This is a genomic window from Arthrobacter gengyunqii (assembly GCF_023022985.1).
GTDB lineage: Bacteria > Actinomycetota > Actinomycetes > Actinomycetales > Micrococcaceae > Arthrobacter_B > Arthrobacter_B gengyunqii.
Map to the genome: position 1 here is coordinate 3557927 of NZ_CP095461.1, position 13205 is coordinate 3571131.

The window sequence follows — 13205 nt, forward strand, 5'->3', positions numbered from 1 at the left end:
CGGTGTTGCCGGATTTGGCTGGGGAGAGTGTCCCCCGTCGTCACTGTGCAACGGTCCTGTGGAGGACAAGCGAAGGCGCCACCGGACGGGGTGCATGGACGGGACACGGCCTGCGGCCCGTAGCCATGTCACAGAGCGGGACGGTCCACCGGAACATGAAAGAATTAGCGCATGGCTGAAACCGCTGCTCCCCGCGTCCCCCTTGCCTCCGTCACTCCCGCCATTGCCCTTGGCCCGCTGGACGGCCGCTACCGCGGCGTCACGGCACCGCTGGTGGACTACCTGTCTGAAGCGGCCCTGAACCGCGACCGCACGCACGTGGAAGTGGAGTGGCTGATCCACCTCACCTCCAACTCCGTGCTGCCGGGCACCTCCCCGCTCAGCGAAGGGCAGCAGGCACAGCTGCGCGAAATCGTCACCGGCTTCGACGGCGCCTCCATCACGGAACTGGCCGAGATTGAGCAGGTCACCGTCCATGACGTGAAGGCCGTGGAATACTACATCGGCCGCCGGCTGGCAGCGATCGGCATCGAGAACCTGACCGCCCTGGTGCACTTCGGCTGCACCTCCGAGGACGTCAACAACCTCTCCTACGCGCTGGGCGTCAAGGGTGCCGTGGAAAACGTGTGGCTGCCCGCCGCCCATGACCTGGTGGACCGGATCACCGTCATGGCCGAAGAAACCCGCTCCGTGCCGATGCTCTCGCGCACCCACGGCCAGCCGGCTACGCCCACCACGCTGGGCAAGGAACTGGCCGTCACTGCGCACCGCCTCACCCGCCAGTTGCGCCGGATCGAAAAGACCGAGTACCTGGGCAAGATCAACGGTGCCACCGGCACCTATGCCGCGCATTACGCTTCAGTGCCCGACGCCGACTGGCAGCAGGTGGCCCGCAGCTTCGTGGAGGGGCTGGGCCTGACCTGGAACCCGCTCACCACGCAGATTGAGTCCCACGACTGGCAGGCCGAGCTCTACGCGGACATGGCCCGCTTCAACCGGATCCTGCACAACTTCTGCACGGATGTGTGGAGCTACATCTCCATTGGCTACTTCAAGCAGATTCCGGTGGCCGGCGCCACGGGTTCGTCCACCATGCCGCATAAGGTCAATCCGATCCGCTTCGAAAACGCCGAGGCCAACCTGGAGATTTCCAACGGCCTGCTGGACACCCTGGCCTCCACCCTGGTGACGTCCCGCTGGCAGCGCGACCTCACGGACTCCTCCTCGCAGCGCAACATCGGCGTGGCCTTTGGCCACTCCGTGCTGGCCATCTCCAACGTGGCCAAGGGTCTGGAGCGCCTGGATGTGGCCGACGATGTCCTCGCCGCGGATCTGGATACCAACTGGGAGGTGCTCGGCGAAGCCATCCAGATGGTGATGCGCGCCGAGGCCATCGCCGGCGCCCCCGGCATGGAGAACCCGTACGAGCGGCTGAAGGACCTGACCCGCGGCCACCGCGTGGACGCGGAACGGATGCGCGAATTCGTCACCGGCCTGGGCCTGCCCGCCGAGGCAGAAGCACGCCTGCTGGACCTCACCCCTGGCAAGTACATCGGCATTGCCGATTCCCTGGTGGACCACGTCACCAAGTAGTCAAAGAACGCACGACGACGGCGGGAGGCCGGGTTGCGAAACCCGGCCTCCCGCCGTCGTCGTTTTACGGTCCGGCGCCGTTATTGTTGGCCCATGACCGGTTTCCCGCAGCTGCTCCACACGGTTTTGGACACTACCGATGTGCGGGCGCTGGCGGAGTTCTACCGTCGGCTTCTCGGACTCCGGTACCGGCCCGGCGACGAGCCCGCGCCGGAAGACGCCCCCGACGACGTCGACTGGCTGGTGCTGACCGACGCGCACGGCAACCGCAAACTCGCTTTTCAGCACGTGGAACAGCTTGGACGGACCACCTGGCCCAGGCCTGATGTGCCCATGCAGATGCACCTTGACCTCACCGTTCCCGACCGTCAGGCGCTCGAAGACCAGCACTCCAGGGCAATGGCGCTGGGTGCTGAACTCCTTTTCGACCGTACGGATGATCCCGATGAGCCGTTATACGTCTACGCCGACCCGGCCGGGCACCCGTTCTGCATCTTTGTAGCCTGAAACGGACTCAAGGCCCCGCATTTGGGCGGCGGGCCCGTGAAAGGCAGACTGGGCGTCATGGGGTTCACGACAAAGATTCAGCGATACCTCGGCGTGGAGCCGGTAAAGGTACTCGACCAGTATGAGAAAGCATCACGCGCAGCACATTTAACGTGCCGGAGTTGCGGGGCCTTCGTCGCAGCTGAGAACCAGACGTTGCACAACAACTGGCACGCGGCCCACGACGGGTAGGGGGCTGATGCCCCTACCCGATTCGGGGTACCGGGGTTCCTAGTCCGCAGCAGCCAGCTGCCCGCAGGCGCCGTCGATCTCCTTGCCGCGGGTGTCGCGCAGGGTGGTGGGGATGCCGGCGTCGATCAGGTGGTTGATGAACTCGCGGGTCACGTGCGGTTCCGGCGAGGTCCAGATGGAACCCGGCGTGGGGTTCAGCGGAATCGGATTCACGTGCACCCAGCCGCGGCCGCGGGCGTTGAGCTTCTTGGCCAGCAGGTCCGCGCGCCACGGATGATCGTTCATGTCCTTGATCAGCGCATATTCGATCGAGACGCGGCGGCCGGTGACGCGGTAGTAGTTGTACGCGGCGTCCAGGGCCTCGTCCACCTTCCAGCGGCTGTTCACCGGAATCAGCTCGTCACGCAGTTCGTCATCCGGAGCGTGCAGGCTCAGAGCGAACGTCACCGGGATGTTCTCCTCGGCCAGCTTGTTGATTGCCGGCACCAGGCCCACGGTGGAAACGGTGATGTTCCGGGCGCTCATGCCCAGGCCCTCGGGAACCTCGGCGGCCATCCGGTGCACGGCATTCATCACGCGCTTGTAGTTGGCCAGCGGCTCGCCCATGCCCATGAAGACAATGTTCGTGACGCGCTCGGCGTCGTGCCCGCCGTCGCGGCGCTTGCCGCCGAGGCCGCCTTCCTTGATCACCCGGTTGGCCTGGACAATCTGGTCCAGGATTTCCGCGGTGGACATGTTCCGGGTCAGACCGGCCTGGCCGGTGGCGCAGAACGGGCAGTTCATGCCGCAGCCGCACTGGCTGGACACGCACAGCGTGATGCGGCCGGGGTAACGCATCAGGACGGACTCCACGAGGGAACCGTCGAAGAGCCGCCACAGGAACTTGATGGTGTCGCCGTTGTCGGTGGTGAGTCGTTTGACCTCGGTGAGCAGCGTCGGGAACATTTCCTTCACCAGGTCATCACGGCGCTCCTTGGGGAGGTCGCTCATGGCCTCGGGGTCCGTGGTGTAGTGCTGGAAATAATGCACCGACAGCTGCTTGGCGCGGAAGGCCGGAAGGCCCAGCTCCTTGAGCTTGGCCTGACGTTCGGGCAGGGTCAGGTCAGCCAGGTGGACCGGCGGCTGCGACACCCGCGGGGACTTGAACTGAAGCAGCGGGCGGCCGTCGGGTTCCTTGGCCTGTTCCCAGCCCTCGGTGGCGGGCCGCACCTGCGTCTTCCGTGCCTGCAGCTGGGCCTTGGAGGTGCCAACCGGCTTGGACGGGTTTGCGGGGGAAGTATCGAGGGAAGTCATCCCTTCCATTTTTGCATGCATCCGGATTCTCTGCTTCTCTTAGCCAACTTGCCATGCAGCTGAAACACCGTTGAAACGGCACGCCCCTAGATTGAAGGAAATTCCCGTTCCGGAGCACCTTCAGCAGGAGGCCCCATGCTTGCCGACCAGCCACCGCACCTCACCATCCGCGAAGTGCCCTGGAGCAACCCTGTGGGCGCTGACTTGCGCGCCGCCCAGCAGGCAGAACTGAACAGCCGCTTTGGAACATCCACACCCGAGCCGGCGCCGCCCACCGCCGAAGACGTGGCCGTTTTCCTCGTTGCGTATGAGAAGAGCTCCGGCCAGCCGCTTGGCTGCGGCGGGTTGCGGCGGCTGAACGACTCAACGGCTGAAATCAAACGGATCTACGTACTTCCCTACGCCCGGGGATCCGGGGTGGCCACCGCCGTGCTGACCGCCCTGGAGTACCGGGCCCGGGCCGCCGGATACGCAGTCATCACCGCCGAATCCGGGTCGGCCCAGCCCGATGGGCAGCGCTTTTACCGGCACGGCGGCTACACCGTGGTGCCCAACTTCGGCCCCTACGCCGAGGTGGCGGACTCGGTATGCTTCGCGAAGACCATCGGCCCGGGCGTCAGGCCGCCGGTCCCTCCGGCTTCGGCCCCCGGGGGCAGGCTCGGCTGAGGCTTAACCGGGGCCCCCGGGTCAGGATGATCGGCTGCCTCACCCCCCGCCCAACCTCAGTAGTCGACGCGGTTCTCCGCGGCGGTCCAGGCCTCAAACGGGGTGGTCGCCGAAACCTCGTCCGCAGCACCCTGCACCACTTGGAGCGAGCGCTCCGCAACCGGCGTCTCAAAGTACTCGTAGAACACTGCGTCATCGAAGCCGGCGCGGGCCGCGTCATGCCGGTCCGCAGCGAAAACCACGCGGTCCACCCGGGCCCAGAGTGAGGATGCCAGGCACATGGGGCAGGGTTCGCAGCTGGTGTACAGCACGGCGCCGCTGAGGTCGTGCGTTCCGGTGCCGGCACCTGCCGCGCGGATGGCCGTCACTTCGGCGTGCGCGGTGGGATCGTTGTTGGCCGTAACCCGGTTGACGCCCTCAAAAACCGAACCGTCGGCCGTGACGACGATGGCGCCGAAGGGGCCGCCGCCGGCGGCAACGTTGGCGGTGGCCAGGTTGATGGCACGGGCAAGGTACTGAGCGTCATTGGTGGTCATGGATATCTCCTTGAATGCGGATGGCGGCAACAGCTGCCGGATCTGCCAGGTAGATAGCACCGTGCGGTGCCCGCCTTCGGCAGCACAAGGCTAACATCGCAGGCCGGTAAACGGGCTGCACCGTGATCCGACTCTGGACGGGGCAGCGCAGCTGTGACAGCGTTCTTAGAGGGGGACGGACTGCTGCACCTTCGAGAGGACATGGCCGTGGAGCGCATGATTTTCCCCAATCTCCCTGTTGCTGACCTTCGCAGATCCACAGAGTTTTACCTGGGTTTGGGATTCAAGCAGAGCCCTCAATTCAGCAACGAGGACTGCGCCGCCGTGATCATTTCCGACACCATTGTTGTCATGCTGCTTCACCAGGAGTTCTTCTCGGGGTTCCTTCCCGAAGGCGACACCCCGCACCTGCGCGCGGCGGGCAAGGAAGTGGTGAACTGCCTGAGCTGCGACACCCGTGAAGAAGTGGACACTTTCCTGGCGAACGCCGCGCAGAACGGCGGAGCTGTGTTTCAACCCGCGCGCGAACAGATGCCGGGCATGTATTCCGGCGCTGCCACCGACCCGGACGGGCACGTCTGGGAGTTCATGTGGATGGATCCGTCCATTCCCGAGTAGAGACCCGGCAGGGCCTGGGAGGGCTGCGCTTGTATCCCGTCATCTATCCGCGTCTCCCGGTGGCCGATCTGGACCGGTCCACCGGCTTTTACATGGGCCTGGGGTTTTCCCTCAATGAGCGGCTCAGCACCGTTGATCTCTCGGCCATAAACATCTCTGCCGCCATTGTGCTGGTCTTGCTGCCAAGGCCGTTCAGCCAGGAGAGCCGCACCGCGCTGGCCTTTCCCACCCGCAGCGACGTGGATGAGATCCTGGCCGCCTGCGCACCGAGCGGCGGCAGGGTGGTTTCCCGTGCCCGGCTGAGGGGCAAGGGCGTCTACCTGGGAACGGCTGCGGATCCGGACGGGCACTTGTGGGATTTCCTGTGCCGGGACGGCGAGCCGTGGGAGGGGAACCTGTAACCTCGGGCAGAAGTACTGACACTTACCGAAGGAACCCACGGGCATGGCCATCAGTTCAGGAGCCGCAGCGCAGACCGGCTCCCCCTCTGCGCATGCAGCCGACAGCCAGGACATGATCCGGGTCTCGGGAGCACGGGAAAACAACCTCCGGGGGATCAGCGTTGAGATCCCCAAGCGCCGCCTCACTGCCTTTACCGGCGTCTCCGGCTCCGGCAAGAGCTCGCTGGTCTTCGGCACGATTGCCGCCGAGTCTCAGCGGCTGATCAACGAAACCTACAGCGCCTTTGTGCAGGGCTTCATGCCCAACCTGGCCCGCCCCGATGTTGATTTGCTGGAGGGGCTGACCACGGCCATCATCGTGGACCAGGAGCGGATGGGAGCCAACCCGCGGTCCACCGTGGGCACCGCCACAGACGCCAACGCCATGCTGCGGATCATCTTCAGCCGGCTCGGCCAGCCGCAGATCGGCTCCCCCAACGCCTACTCGTTCAATGTCCCCTCGGTGAAGGCCAGCGGTGCCATCACGGTGGAGCGCGGCGGCCGGACCAAGGCAGAGAAGGCCACCTTCAATCGGCTCGGCGGCATGTGCCCGCGCTGCGAAGGAATGGGGTCCGTGACTGACTTCGACCTGACGGCGCTCTACGATGACAGCAAATCCCTGAATGAAGGCGCGCTCACCATCCCCGGCTACAGCATGGACGGCTGGTACGGCCGCATTTACAGCGGCACCGGCTTCTTCGATCCGGACAAGCCGATCGCCAAGTTCACGAAGCGGGAACTGCACGACCTGCTGTACAAGGAACCCACCAAGATCAAGGTGGACGGCATCAACCTGACGTACGAAGGGCTGATTCCCAAAATACAGAAGTCCATGCTGTCCAAGGACCCGGAGGCCATGCAGCCGCACATCCGCGCGTTTGTGGATAGGGCCATCACGTTCACCATCTGCCCCGAGTGCGACGGCACCCGGCTCAGCGCCGAGGCCCGTTCCTCGAAAATCAATGGCAAGAGCATCGCCGACGCGTGCGCCCTGCAGATTTCCGACCTCGCGGAATGGGTCCGTACCCTCAACGAGCCGTCAGTGGCACCGCTGCTGGCCGGGCTGCAGCACCTGCTGGACTCCTTCGCCGAAATTGGCCTGGGCTACCTCAGCCTGGACCGGCCCGCGGGAACCCTGTCCGGCGGAGAGTCTCAGCGGACCAAGATGATCCGCCACCTCGGCTCCTCCCTGACGGACGTTACGTACGTCTTTGACGAACCGACCATTGGCCTGCACCCGCATGACATCGAGCGGATGAACGGCCTCCTCCTGCAGTTGCGGGACAAGGGCAACACGGTGCTGGTCGTGGAGCACAAACCCGAAACCATCGCCATCGCCGACCATGTGATCGATTTGGGTCCCGGGGCTGGCAGCGGCGGCGGAACGGTCTGTTTTGAAGGCACCGTCGCGGATCTGCGCACCAGCGGCACCGTCACCGGAGATCACCTTGACGACCGCGCGCGGCTGAAGGCCTCGGTCCGCACCTCCGACGGCGTGCTGGAGGTCCGCGGCGCCGGAACGAACAACCTCCAGGACGTCGACGTCGACATCCCCCTGGGCGTGTTCTGCGTGCTCACCGGGGTTGCCGGCTCGGGAAAAAGCTCCCTGATCTCCGGGTCGGTGGCCCGCCGGGACGGGGTCGTCGTGATTGACCAGGGGGCTATCAAGGGTTCGCGGCGCAGCAACCCGGCCACCTACACCGGACTGCTGGAACCGATCCGCAAGGCCTTCGCGAAGGCCAACAACGTCAAACCCGCGTTGTTCAGTTCCAACTCCGAGGGGGCCTGCCCCGTCTGCAACGGAGCCGGCGTGATCTTCACCGATCTGGGCGTGATGGCCACGGTGGAATCCACCTGTGAAGAATGCGGCGGCAAGCGGTTCCAGGCGGCCGTGCTGGAATACACTTTGGGCGGCAAAAACATTTCCGAAGTGCTCGGCATGTCCGTCACCGACGCCGAGGTCTTCTTCGGCGGCAGCGGGGAAGCACCCACCCCGGCAGCGCACAAGGTCCTGGTCCGACTTGCCGACGTCGGCCTGGGCTACCTGCATCTGGGCCAGCCGCTCACCACCCTCTCCGGCGGCGAGCGGCAGCGGCTGAAGCTGGCCGCCCAAATGGCGGAAAAGGGCACCGTCTATGTCCTGGACGAGCCCACCACCGGGCTGCATCTGGCGGACGTGGAGCAGCTGCTGGGGCTGCTGGACCGGCTGGTTGATTCCGGTAAGTCGGTGATCATCATTGAGCACCACCAGGCGGTGATGGCCCACGCGGACTGGATCATCGATCTGGGTCCGGGCGCCGGGCACGACGGCGGCCGGATAGTTTTCGAGGGCACCCCGGCGGACCTTGTGGCCGGCAGATCCACGCTGACCGGCCGGCATTTGGCCGCGTACGTGGGCGCCTGAGCCGGTTTAGCCGGCCGGCTGCACGCAGATGGTGTCCATGGTGACGGTCACCGCGCCGTCCCCCTCTTCTGCGGTGAGCGTGACCTGGATGCCGCCGGTTTCCTTCAGGGACGCGGCGTGTGTTCCGCCGCAGGGAATCCGAACCGTGCCCTCCGGCAGGTCAACGGCCCAGCGGCGCATGTCGGTGAGGCCGTCACCGTCGCACTCGATCCTCACCTCCGCCCCGGTGGCGGTCCAGTCCGCCAAGATCGCGTTGATGCCGGCCTCGGCGGCGACCAGGTCAGCGAGCAGGGCGTCCGGGACAAAGCCCTTGCGGCGCAGGGATTTGCCGAGCCGGTACACATCAGTGGAGCCGTGCTCGGTGATGGTGGAGGTCTCGATGGCCAGGGCGTCGAAGTTGGGGTTGCCGGCGGCGTCAGGCAACACGTCTTTTTTCCATGCCCCGGCAAGCTGCCGGTTCAAGGCCAGGGACGCCAAGTGGCAGGCAGTATGTCCCGTGGAGAGGGCGCTCCGGTAGGCTTCGTCCACCTCGACCCGGACGGAGTCCCCTTCCTGCACGGCCGCACCGGCCGGGAGCAGGTGCGCCACAGTGAAGACCCAGCCTTCGGTGCCCTTTTTCACCGGAATATCGGCGCCGAGGAACAGGTCGGTTCCGTCGGTGGCGGCCACCACGGCGTCGCGGATTTCATGAGAGGTGCCGTCGGCCGTGGTCAGCGCCGCCCGGTCCGCGCCCTGGTCCGGCCAGCCGGCATCCACCGGATGCACGGCGGTGGTGTCCAGCAGGACCACGCGGGCGCCGTCGGCGTCTGAAACGTGCAGCACGGTGCCGGAAGACTCCACGGCGCCGGCGGGATAGGTGACAGTCGTATCTACGGTAGGCAGGCTCACAGCCCCCACACTACCGAGGAAACTTTGGCGACTCGAGCGTGACGGCGGTCACTGGATTCTTCGTCCCGGCTCACATGGGGGTAGAGTTCTAAGTACGACGCGGGGTGGAGCAGTTCGGTAGCTCGCTGGGCTCATAACCCAGAGGTCGCAAGTTCAAATCTTGCCCCCGCAACCAAGAAGATGGTCCTCATCGGTGAAAACCGATGGGGACCGTTTTGTTTAAAGCGAAGCATGGGCGGTTGTCCGCATCACAGCGCCTCCGGTAGGTTTCAGCACCAATGGGACTTTACTGAAGGGCGGCGCCTAAGTGGATGCTGAAATAACCCTGCAGGTGGACGGCAGCGAACGGACGCTGACCGTGGACACCCGCACCACCGTGCTGGACGCGCTGCGGGACCGGCTCGGGGTGACATCCCCCAAGAAGGGCTGCGACCACGGGCAGTGCGGCGCGTGCACCGTGCTGCTGGACGGCCGCCGCGCCAATTCCTGCCTGACCCTGGCAGTGGCGCACGACGGCGCGGAGGTCATCACCGCCGAAGGACTGGCCGACGTGGTCCCGGACGGCCATCTGCATCCGGTGCAGCAGGCTTTCCTGGAACAGGACGGTTTCCAGTGCGGTTACTGCACCCCGGGGCAGATCTGCTCCGCCGCCGGCATCATTGAGGAGGCCGCCGCAGGGCATCCCTCCACCGCTACAGATCCGGCAGCCGAGGGCGGCATCGACCTCTCCGACGACGAGATCCGCGAGCGCATGAGCGGAAACCTCTGCCGCTGCGGCGCCTACGTGAACATCGTGGCCGCTGTGCGGCAGGCGGCCGAAGCGGCGGCTTCCCTCCGCAAAGGGCTGCCCGATCCGGCGGAAGCAGCGGTCCCGGACTCCCCCACCGCCGCCTCGATGCCCTCCCATCCGGAGGACCGGTCATGATCCCCTTCGACTACCGCCGCGCTGAAGACGCCGCCTCCGCCGTTGCCCTGGTCTCCGCCAATCCCAACGCCGCGTTCCTGGCCGGCGGCACCAACCTCGTGGACCGGATGAAACTCGGGATTGCCTCCCCCACGCTGCTGGTGGACGTCAGCAGGCTGCCGCTGGACACCGTGGACGTACTCGACGACGGCCGGGTGCGGATTGGCACCAATGTCCGCAACGCCGACCTCGCCGCCAACACCCACATCCGCCGCCGCTATTCCGCCCTGTCCGCCGCGTTGCTGGCCGGAGCCTCCGGACAGCTGCGCAACCTGGCCACCACCGGCGGCAACCTGCTGCAGCGCACCCGCTGCGTGTACTTCCAGGACCCCACCACCCCCTGCAACAAGCGCGAACCCGGGACCGGTTGCTCCGCCGTCGACGGTTATACCCGCTACCACGCCATCCTCGGCGCCTCGGAGGCCTGCGTGGCGACGCATCCCTCGGACATGGCGGTGGCCCTGGCCGCACTGGACGCCGCCGTGGTGGTCCTTGGGCCGGCAGGGGAACGGATTATTCCGGTGAGCGACTTCCACCGGCTGCCCGGCAACGAGCCGCAGCGGGACACCGTGCTGGAGCACGGCGAACTGATCACCGCCGTCGAACTTCCCCCGGCTCCGGCCCGCTCCGCCTACCGCAAGGTCCGCGACCGCGCGTCGTACGCCTTTGCGCTGATCTCCGTGGCGGCCGCGCTGGAACTGGAGGACGACGGCGCCAGTCCGCCGGTGATCCGTGACGTGCGCATTGCCCTGGGAGGAGTGGCGCACAAACCGTGGCGCGCCCTGCAGGCCGAAGCCGCGCTGCGCGGTGCCGAGGCGACCGAGGAGAATTTCCGGGCTGCCGCGGACCTCGAGCTGGCGACGGCTGAACCGCTGCGCGAGAACGGCTTCAAGATCCCCATGGTCCGCAATACTCTGTCCGCGGTGCTGCGGGACCTGGCCGGCAGAGAGGACACCAACTCATGAGCCACCTGATGCCCGGGCGGGCCATTGGCACGCCCTACGAACGCCTCGACGGCGAACTCAAAGTTAAGGGCACCGCTCCGTACGCGTACGAGCAGCCCGTGGAGAACCCGCTGTATCTGTATCCCGTGCTCTCCACCATTGCCCGGGGCACGGTGGAACGGGTGGACACAGCCGCCGCCGAAGCCATCGGCGGCGTCTTCACGGTCCTCACCTCCGAAACAACGCCCCGCCTGGAGGACCAGTCCGACCGGGAGCTGGCAGTCCTGCAGGACAGGGCCGTCGGTTACCGGGGGCAGATTGTTGCCGCGGTCCTGGCCGAAACCCCCGAAATTGCCCGGGAAGCCGCTGCTGCCGTCACCGTAACCTACGCCGAAGAGCCGTTCTCCGCCCAGCTTCGCGCGGACGGTCCGGAGCTGTATGCGCCCGAGGAACTCAATGCCGGCACGCCTACGGACAGCAGCGAGGGGGACGTGGACGCCGCCTTTGACGCTGCTGCGCTGAGAATCGAACAGACCTATTCCACTCCGGCCGAGCACAACAACCCGCTGGAGCCCCATGCCACGGTGGCGCAGTGGGACGGCGCCGTGCTGACCCTGTGGGACTCCACCCAAGGCGTACACGCCGTCAAGGGCACGCTGGCGCAGGTGCTCGGGCTGGAGGAAGAACAGGTGCACGTCATCGCCCCGCACGTGGGCGGCGGTTTCGGCTCCAAGGGCATGCCGCACGTCCAAGTTGTGATGGCTGCGCTGGCGGCGCAGGTCACCGACGGGCGGCCGGTGAAGTTTCCGGTCAGCCGCCAGCAGATGTACACGCTGACCAGCCACCGGACCCCCACCCTCCAGCGCATCCGGCTGGGAGCCGCCGACGACGGCCGTCTCACCGCCATGTCACTGGACATCGTGGAACACACCTCCCGGATCAAGGAATTCGCCGAGCAAACCCCGGCGCCGTTCCGGATGATGTATGCCTCCCCCAACCGGAGCACCACCACCCGCCTGGCACCGCTGGACATCCCGGTTCCTTCATGGATGCGGGCACCGGGTGAGTGTCCGGGCATGTTCGGTCCCGAAGTCGCGATGGATGAACTCGCCGCCGCAGCCGGGCTGGACCCCATTGAACTGCGGCGCCGGAACGAGCCGGAGGTGGATCCGGAGACCGGGAATCCCTGGTCCAGCCGGCATTTAATGGAATGCTTTGACCTTGGCGCCGAACGCTTTGGCTGGGATCGGCGGGTCACCCGCCCCGGCTCCGTTCAGGAGGACGGCTGGCTGGTGGGCCTGGGCACGGCCAGCGCCGTCTACCCGTTTATGCGCCAGCCATCCAACACGGCGCGGATCCGTTATGAACAGGACGGCATCCACTCGGTGCAGATTGGTGCGGCGGACATCGGCACGGGTGCCTGGACGGCCCTGACGCAGATCGCCGCCGACGCCCTGGACGTGCCCATCGACCGGATCCGGCTGGGGATCGGAGACACGGTGTTCCCTGCCGCGTCGGTGGCCGGCGGTTCCTCCGGCACGGCCAGCTGGGGCGGTACGATCATTGCCGCCGCCCGTGCGTTCCGGGCCGACCACGGAGAGCATCCTTCCCCGGGCGCGCAGACCGAGGCGCAGGCGCCGGAGGATCCGGAGGCGGAAAACCTGGCCCTGTATTCATTTGGTGCCCATTTCGCCGAAGTCCGGATTTCTGCGGACACCGGGGAAATCCGGGTATCCCGCATGCTGGGGGTGTTTTCGGCCGGACGCATCATTAATCCGCGCACCGCCCGGTCGCAGTTCCTCGGCGGCATGACCATGGGCCTGGGCATGGCGCTGCATGAGCAGAGTGTGCTGGATCCGCGGTTCGGGATCTTCGTGAACCACGACCTGGCCGAGTACCACATTCCCACCAACGCCGATGTCCTGGAGATGGAGGCCCTGTGGATTGAGGACGTGGATGAGCATGCCGGGCCGCTGGGCGCCCGCGGGGTCGGAGAGATCGGGATTGTGGGCAGTGCGGCGGCCATCGCCAACGCCGCGTACAACGCCTCCGGGATCCGGGTCCGGGACCTGCCGCTGACGCCGGACAAGTTTCTGGTCTGACGGCCCGTCATAAACGGTG

At 66.3% G+C, this 13205-nt stretch carries 12 protein-coding genes and 1 tRNA gene; 10 read left to right on the forward strand and 3 right to left on the reverse strand.

The genetic code is table 11. The features are described from left to right. The first annotated feature begins 171 nt into the window (after positions 1 to 171). Both purB and MUG94_RS16555 read left to right on the forward strand, forming a co-directional pair. Positions 172 to 1593, forward strand: a complete 1422-nt coding sequence (gene purB, locus MUG94_RS16550) for an adenylosuccinate lyase (RefSeq protein WP_227907198.1) — start codon at positions 172 to 174, stop codon at positions 1591 to 1593. A gap of 93 nt (positions 1594 to 1686) precedes the next feature. Then, a complete protein-coding gene (locus tag MUG94_RS16555; protein ID WP_227907199.1) occupies positions 1687 to 2100 on the forward strand; it encodes a VOC family protein in 414 nt (137 codons plus the stop codon). A gap of 270 nt (positions 2101 to 2370) precedes the next feature. On the opposite strand, the gene rlmN is transcribed toward MUG94_RS16555, so the two are convergent. Next, entirely contained in the window at positions 2371 to 3624 is a 1254-nt protein-coding gene (rlmN, locus tag MUG94_RS16560) for a dual-specificity RNA methyltransferase RlmN (protein ID WP_227890827.1), read from the reverse strand. A gap of 135 nt (positions 3625 to 3759) precedes the next feature. Between rlmN and MUG94_RS16565 the strand changes: the two genes are divergently transcribed. Then, positions 3760 to 4290: a GNAT family N-acetyltransferase gene (locus tag MUG94_RS16565; RefSeq protein ID WP_227890828.1), complete on the forward strand. Its 531-nt coding sequence runs from the start codon at positions 3760 to 3762 to the stop codon at positions 4288 to 4290. Between the two features lie 56 nt (positions 4291 to 4346). Here the strand turns inward: MUG94_RS16565 and MUG94_RS16570 are convergent, their stop codons facing one another. Further along, positions 4347 to 4832 (reverse strand): nucleoside deaminase, encoded by a 486-nt coding sequence (locus MUG94_RS16570; protein ID WP_423724314.1) that lies wholly within the window; start codon positions 4830 to 4832, stop codon positions 4347 to 4349. Positions 4833 to 5042: 210 nt separating this feature from the next. Here MUG94_RS16570 and MUG94_RS16575 point away from each other — a divergent pair, with 210 nt between their 5' ends. The 3 genes from MUG94_RS16575 to MUG94_RS16585 are packed head-to-tail and all read left to right on the forward strand — an operon-like array spanning position 5043 to position 8288. Next, the gene (locus tag MUG94_RS16575; RefSeq protein WP_231704927.1) at positions 5043 to 5444 is read left to right on the forward strand and encodes a VOC family protein; all 402 of its coding nucleotides are present in this window, start codon (positions 5043 to 5045) and stop codon (positions 5442 to 5444) included. A gap of 29 nt (positions 5445 to 5473) precedes the next feature. Then, on the forward strand, positions 5474 to 5845 hold the full coding sequence (locus MUG94_RS16580) for a VOC family protein (protein WP_227907202.1): 372 nt from the start codon (positions 5474 to 5476) through the stop codon (positions 5843 to 5845). 43 nt (positions 5846 to 5888) lie between these two features. After that, a complete protein-coding gene (locus tag MUG94_RS16585; protein WP_227907203.1) occupies positions 5889 to 8288 on the forward strand; it encodes an ATP-binding cassette domain-containing protein in 2400 nt (799 codons plus the stop codon). A gap of 6 nt (positions 8289 to 8294) precedes the next feature. Here the strand turns inward: MUG94_RS16585 and MUG94_RS16590 are convergent, their stop codons facing one another. After that, positions 8295 to 9176, reverse strand: coding sequence for an alanyl-tRNA editing protein (locus MUG94_RS16590; RefSeq protein WP_227907204.1), 882 nt, complete (start codon positions 9174 to 9176; stop codon positions 8295 to 8297). Between the two features lie 98 nt (positions 9177 to 9274). Here MUG94_RS16590 and MUG94_RS16595 point away from each other — a divergent pair. The 4 genes from MUG94_RS16595 (at position 9275) to MUG94_RS16610 (ending at position 13186) form a co-directional block, all read left to right on the forward strand. Further along, positions 9275 to 9351 (forward strand) — tRNA-Met (locus tag MUG94_RS16595). 132 nt (positions 9352 to 9483) lie between these two features. After that, positions 9484 to 10101 (forward strand): (2Fe-2S)-binding protein, encoded by a 618-nt coding sequence (locus MUG94_RS16600; RefSeq protein ID WP_227907205.1) that lies wholly within the window; start codon positions 9484 to 9486, stop codon positions 10099 to 10101. Continuing rightward, on the forward strand, positions 10098 to 11105 hold the full coding sequence (locus MUG94_RS16605) for an FAD binding domain-containing protein (protein ID WP_227907206.1): 1008 nt from the start codon (positions 10098 to 10100) through the stop codon (positions 11103 to 11105). Before MUG94_RS16600 ends, MUG94_RS16605 begins: the two co-directional genes overlap by 4 nt. Continuing rightward, positions 11102 to 13186: a xanthine dehydrogenase family protein molybdopterin-binding subunit gene (locus MUG94_RS16610; protein ID WP_227907207.1), complete on the forward strand. Its 2085-nt coding sequence runs from the start codon at positions 11102 to 11104 to the stop codon at positions 13184 to 13186. The genes MUG94_RS16605 and MUG94_RS16610 overlap by 4 nt, the downstream gene beginning before the upstream one ends. Positions 13187 to 13205 lie beyond the last annotated feature (19 nt).

Bases quoted from the DNA above. Each gene is read 5' to 3' on its own strand.
- purB (WP_227907198.1), top strand. From the start codon at position 172: ATGGCTGAAACCGCTGCTCCCCGCGTCCCCCTTGCCTCCGTCACTCCC.
- MUG94_RS16555 (WP_227907199.1), top strand. From the start codon at position 1,687: ATGACCGGTTTCCCGCAGCTGCTCCACACGGTTTTGGACACTACCGAT.
- rlmN (WP_227890827.1), bottom strand. From the start codon at position 3,624: ATGACTTCCCTCGATACTTCCCCCGCAAACCCGTCCAAGCCGGTTGGC.
- MUG94_RS16565 (WP_227890828.1), top strand. From the start codon at position 3,760: ATGCTTGCCGACCAGCCACCGCACCTCACCATCCGCGAAGTGCCCTGG.
- MUG94_RS16575 (WP_231704927.1), top strand. From the start codon at position 5,043: ATGATTTTCCCCAATCTCCCTGTTGCTGACCTTCGCAGATCCACAGAG.
- MUG94_RS16585 (WP_227907203.1), top strand. From the start codon at position 5,889: ATGGCCATCAGTTCAGGAGCCGCAGCGCAGACCGGCTCCCCCTCTGCG.
- MUG94_RS16605 (WP_227907206.1), top strand. From the start codon at position 10,098: ATGATCCCCTTCGACTACCGCCGCGCTGAAGACGCCGCCTCCGCCGTT.
- MUG94_RS16610 (WP_227907207.1), top strand. From the start codon at position 11,102: ATGAGCCACCTGATGCCCGGGCGGGCCATTGGCACGCCCTACGAACGC.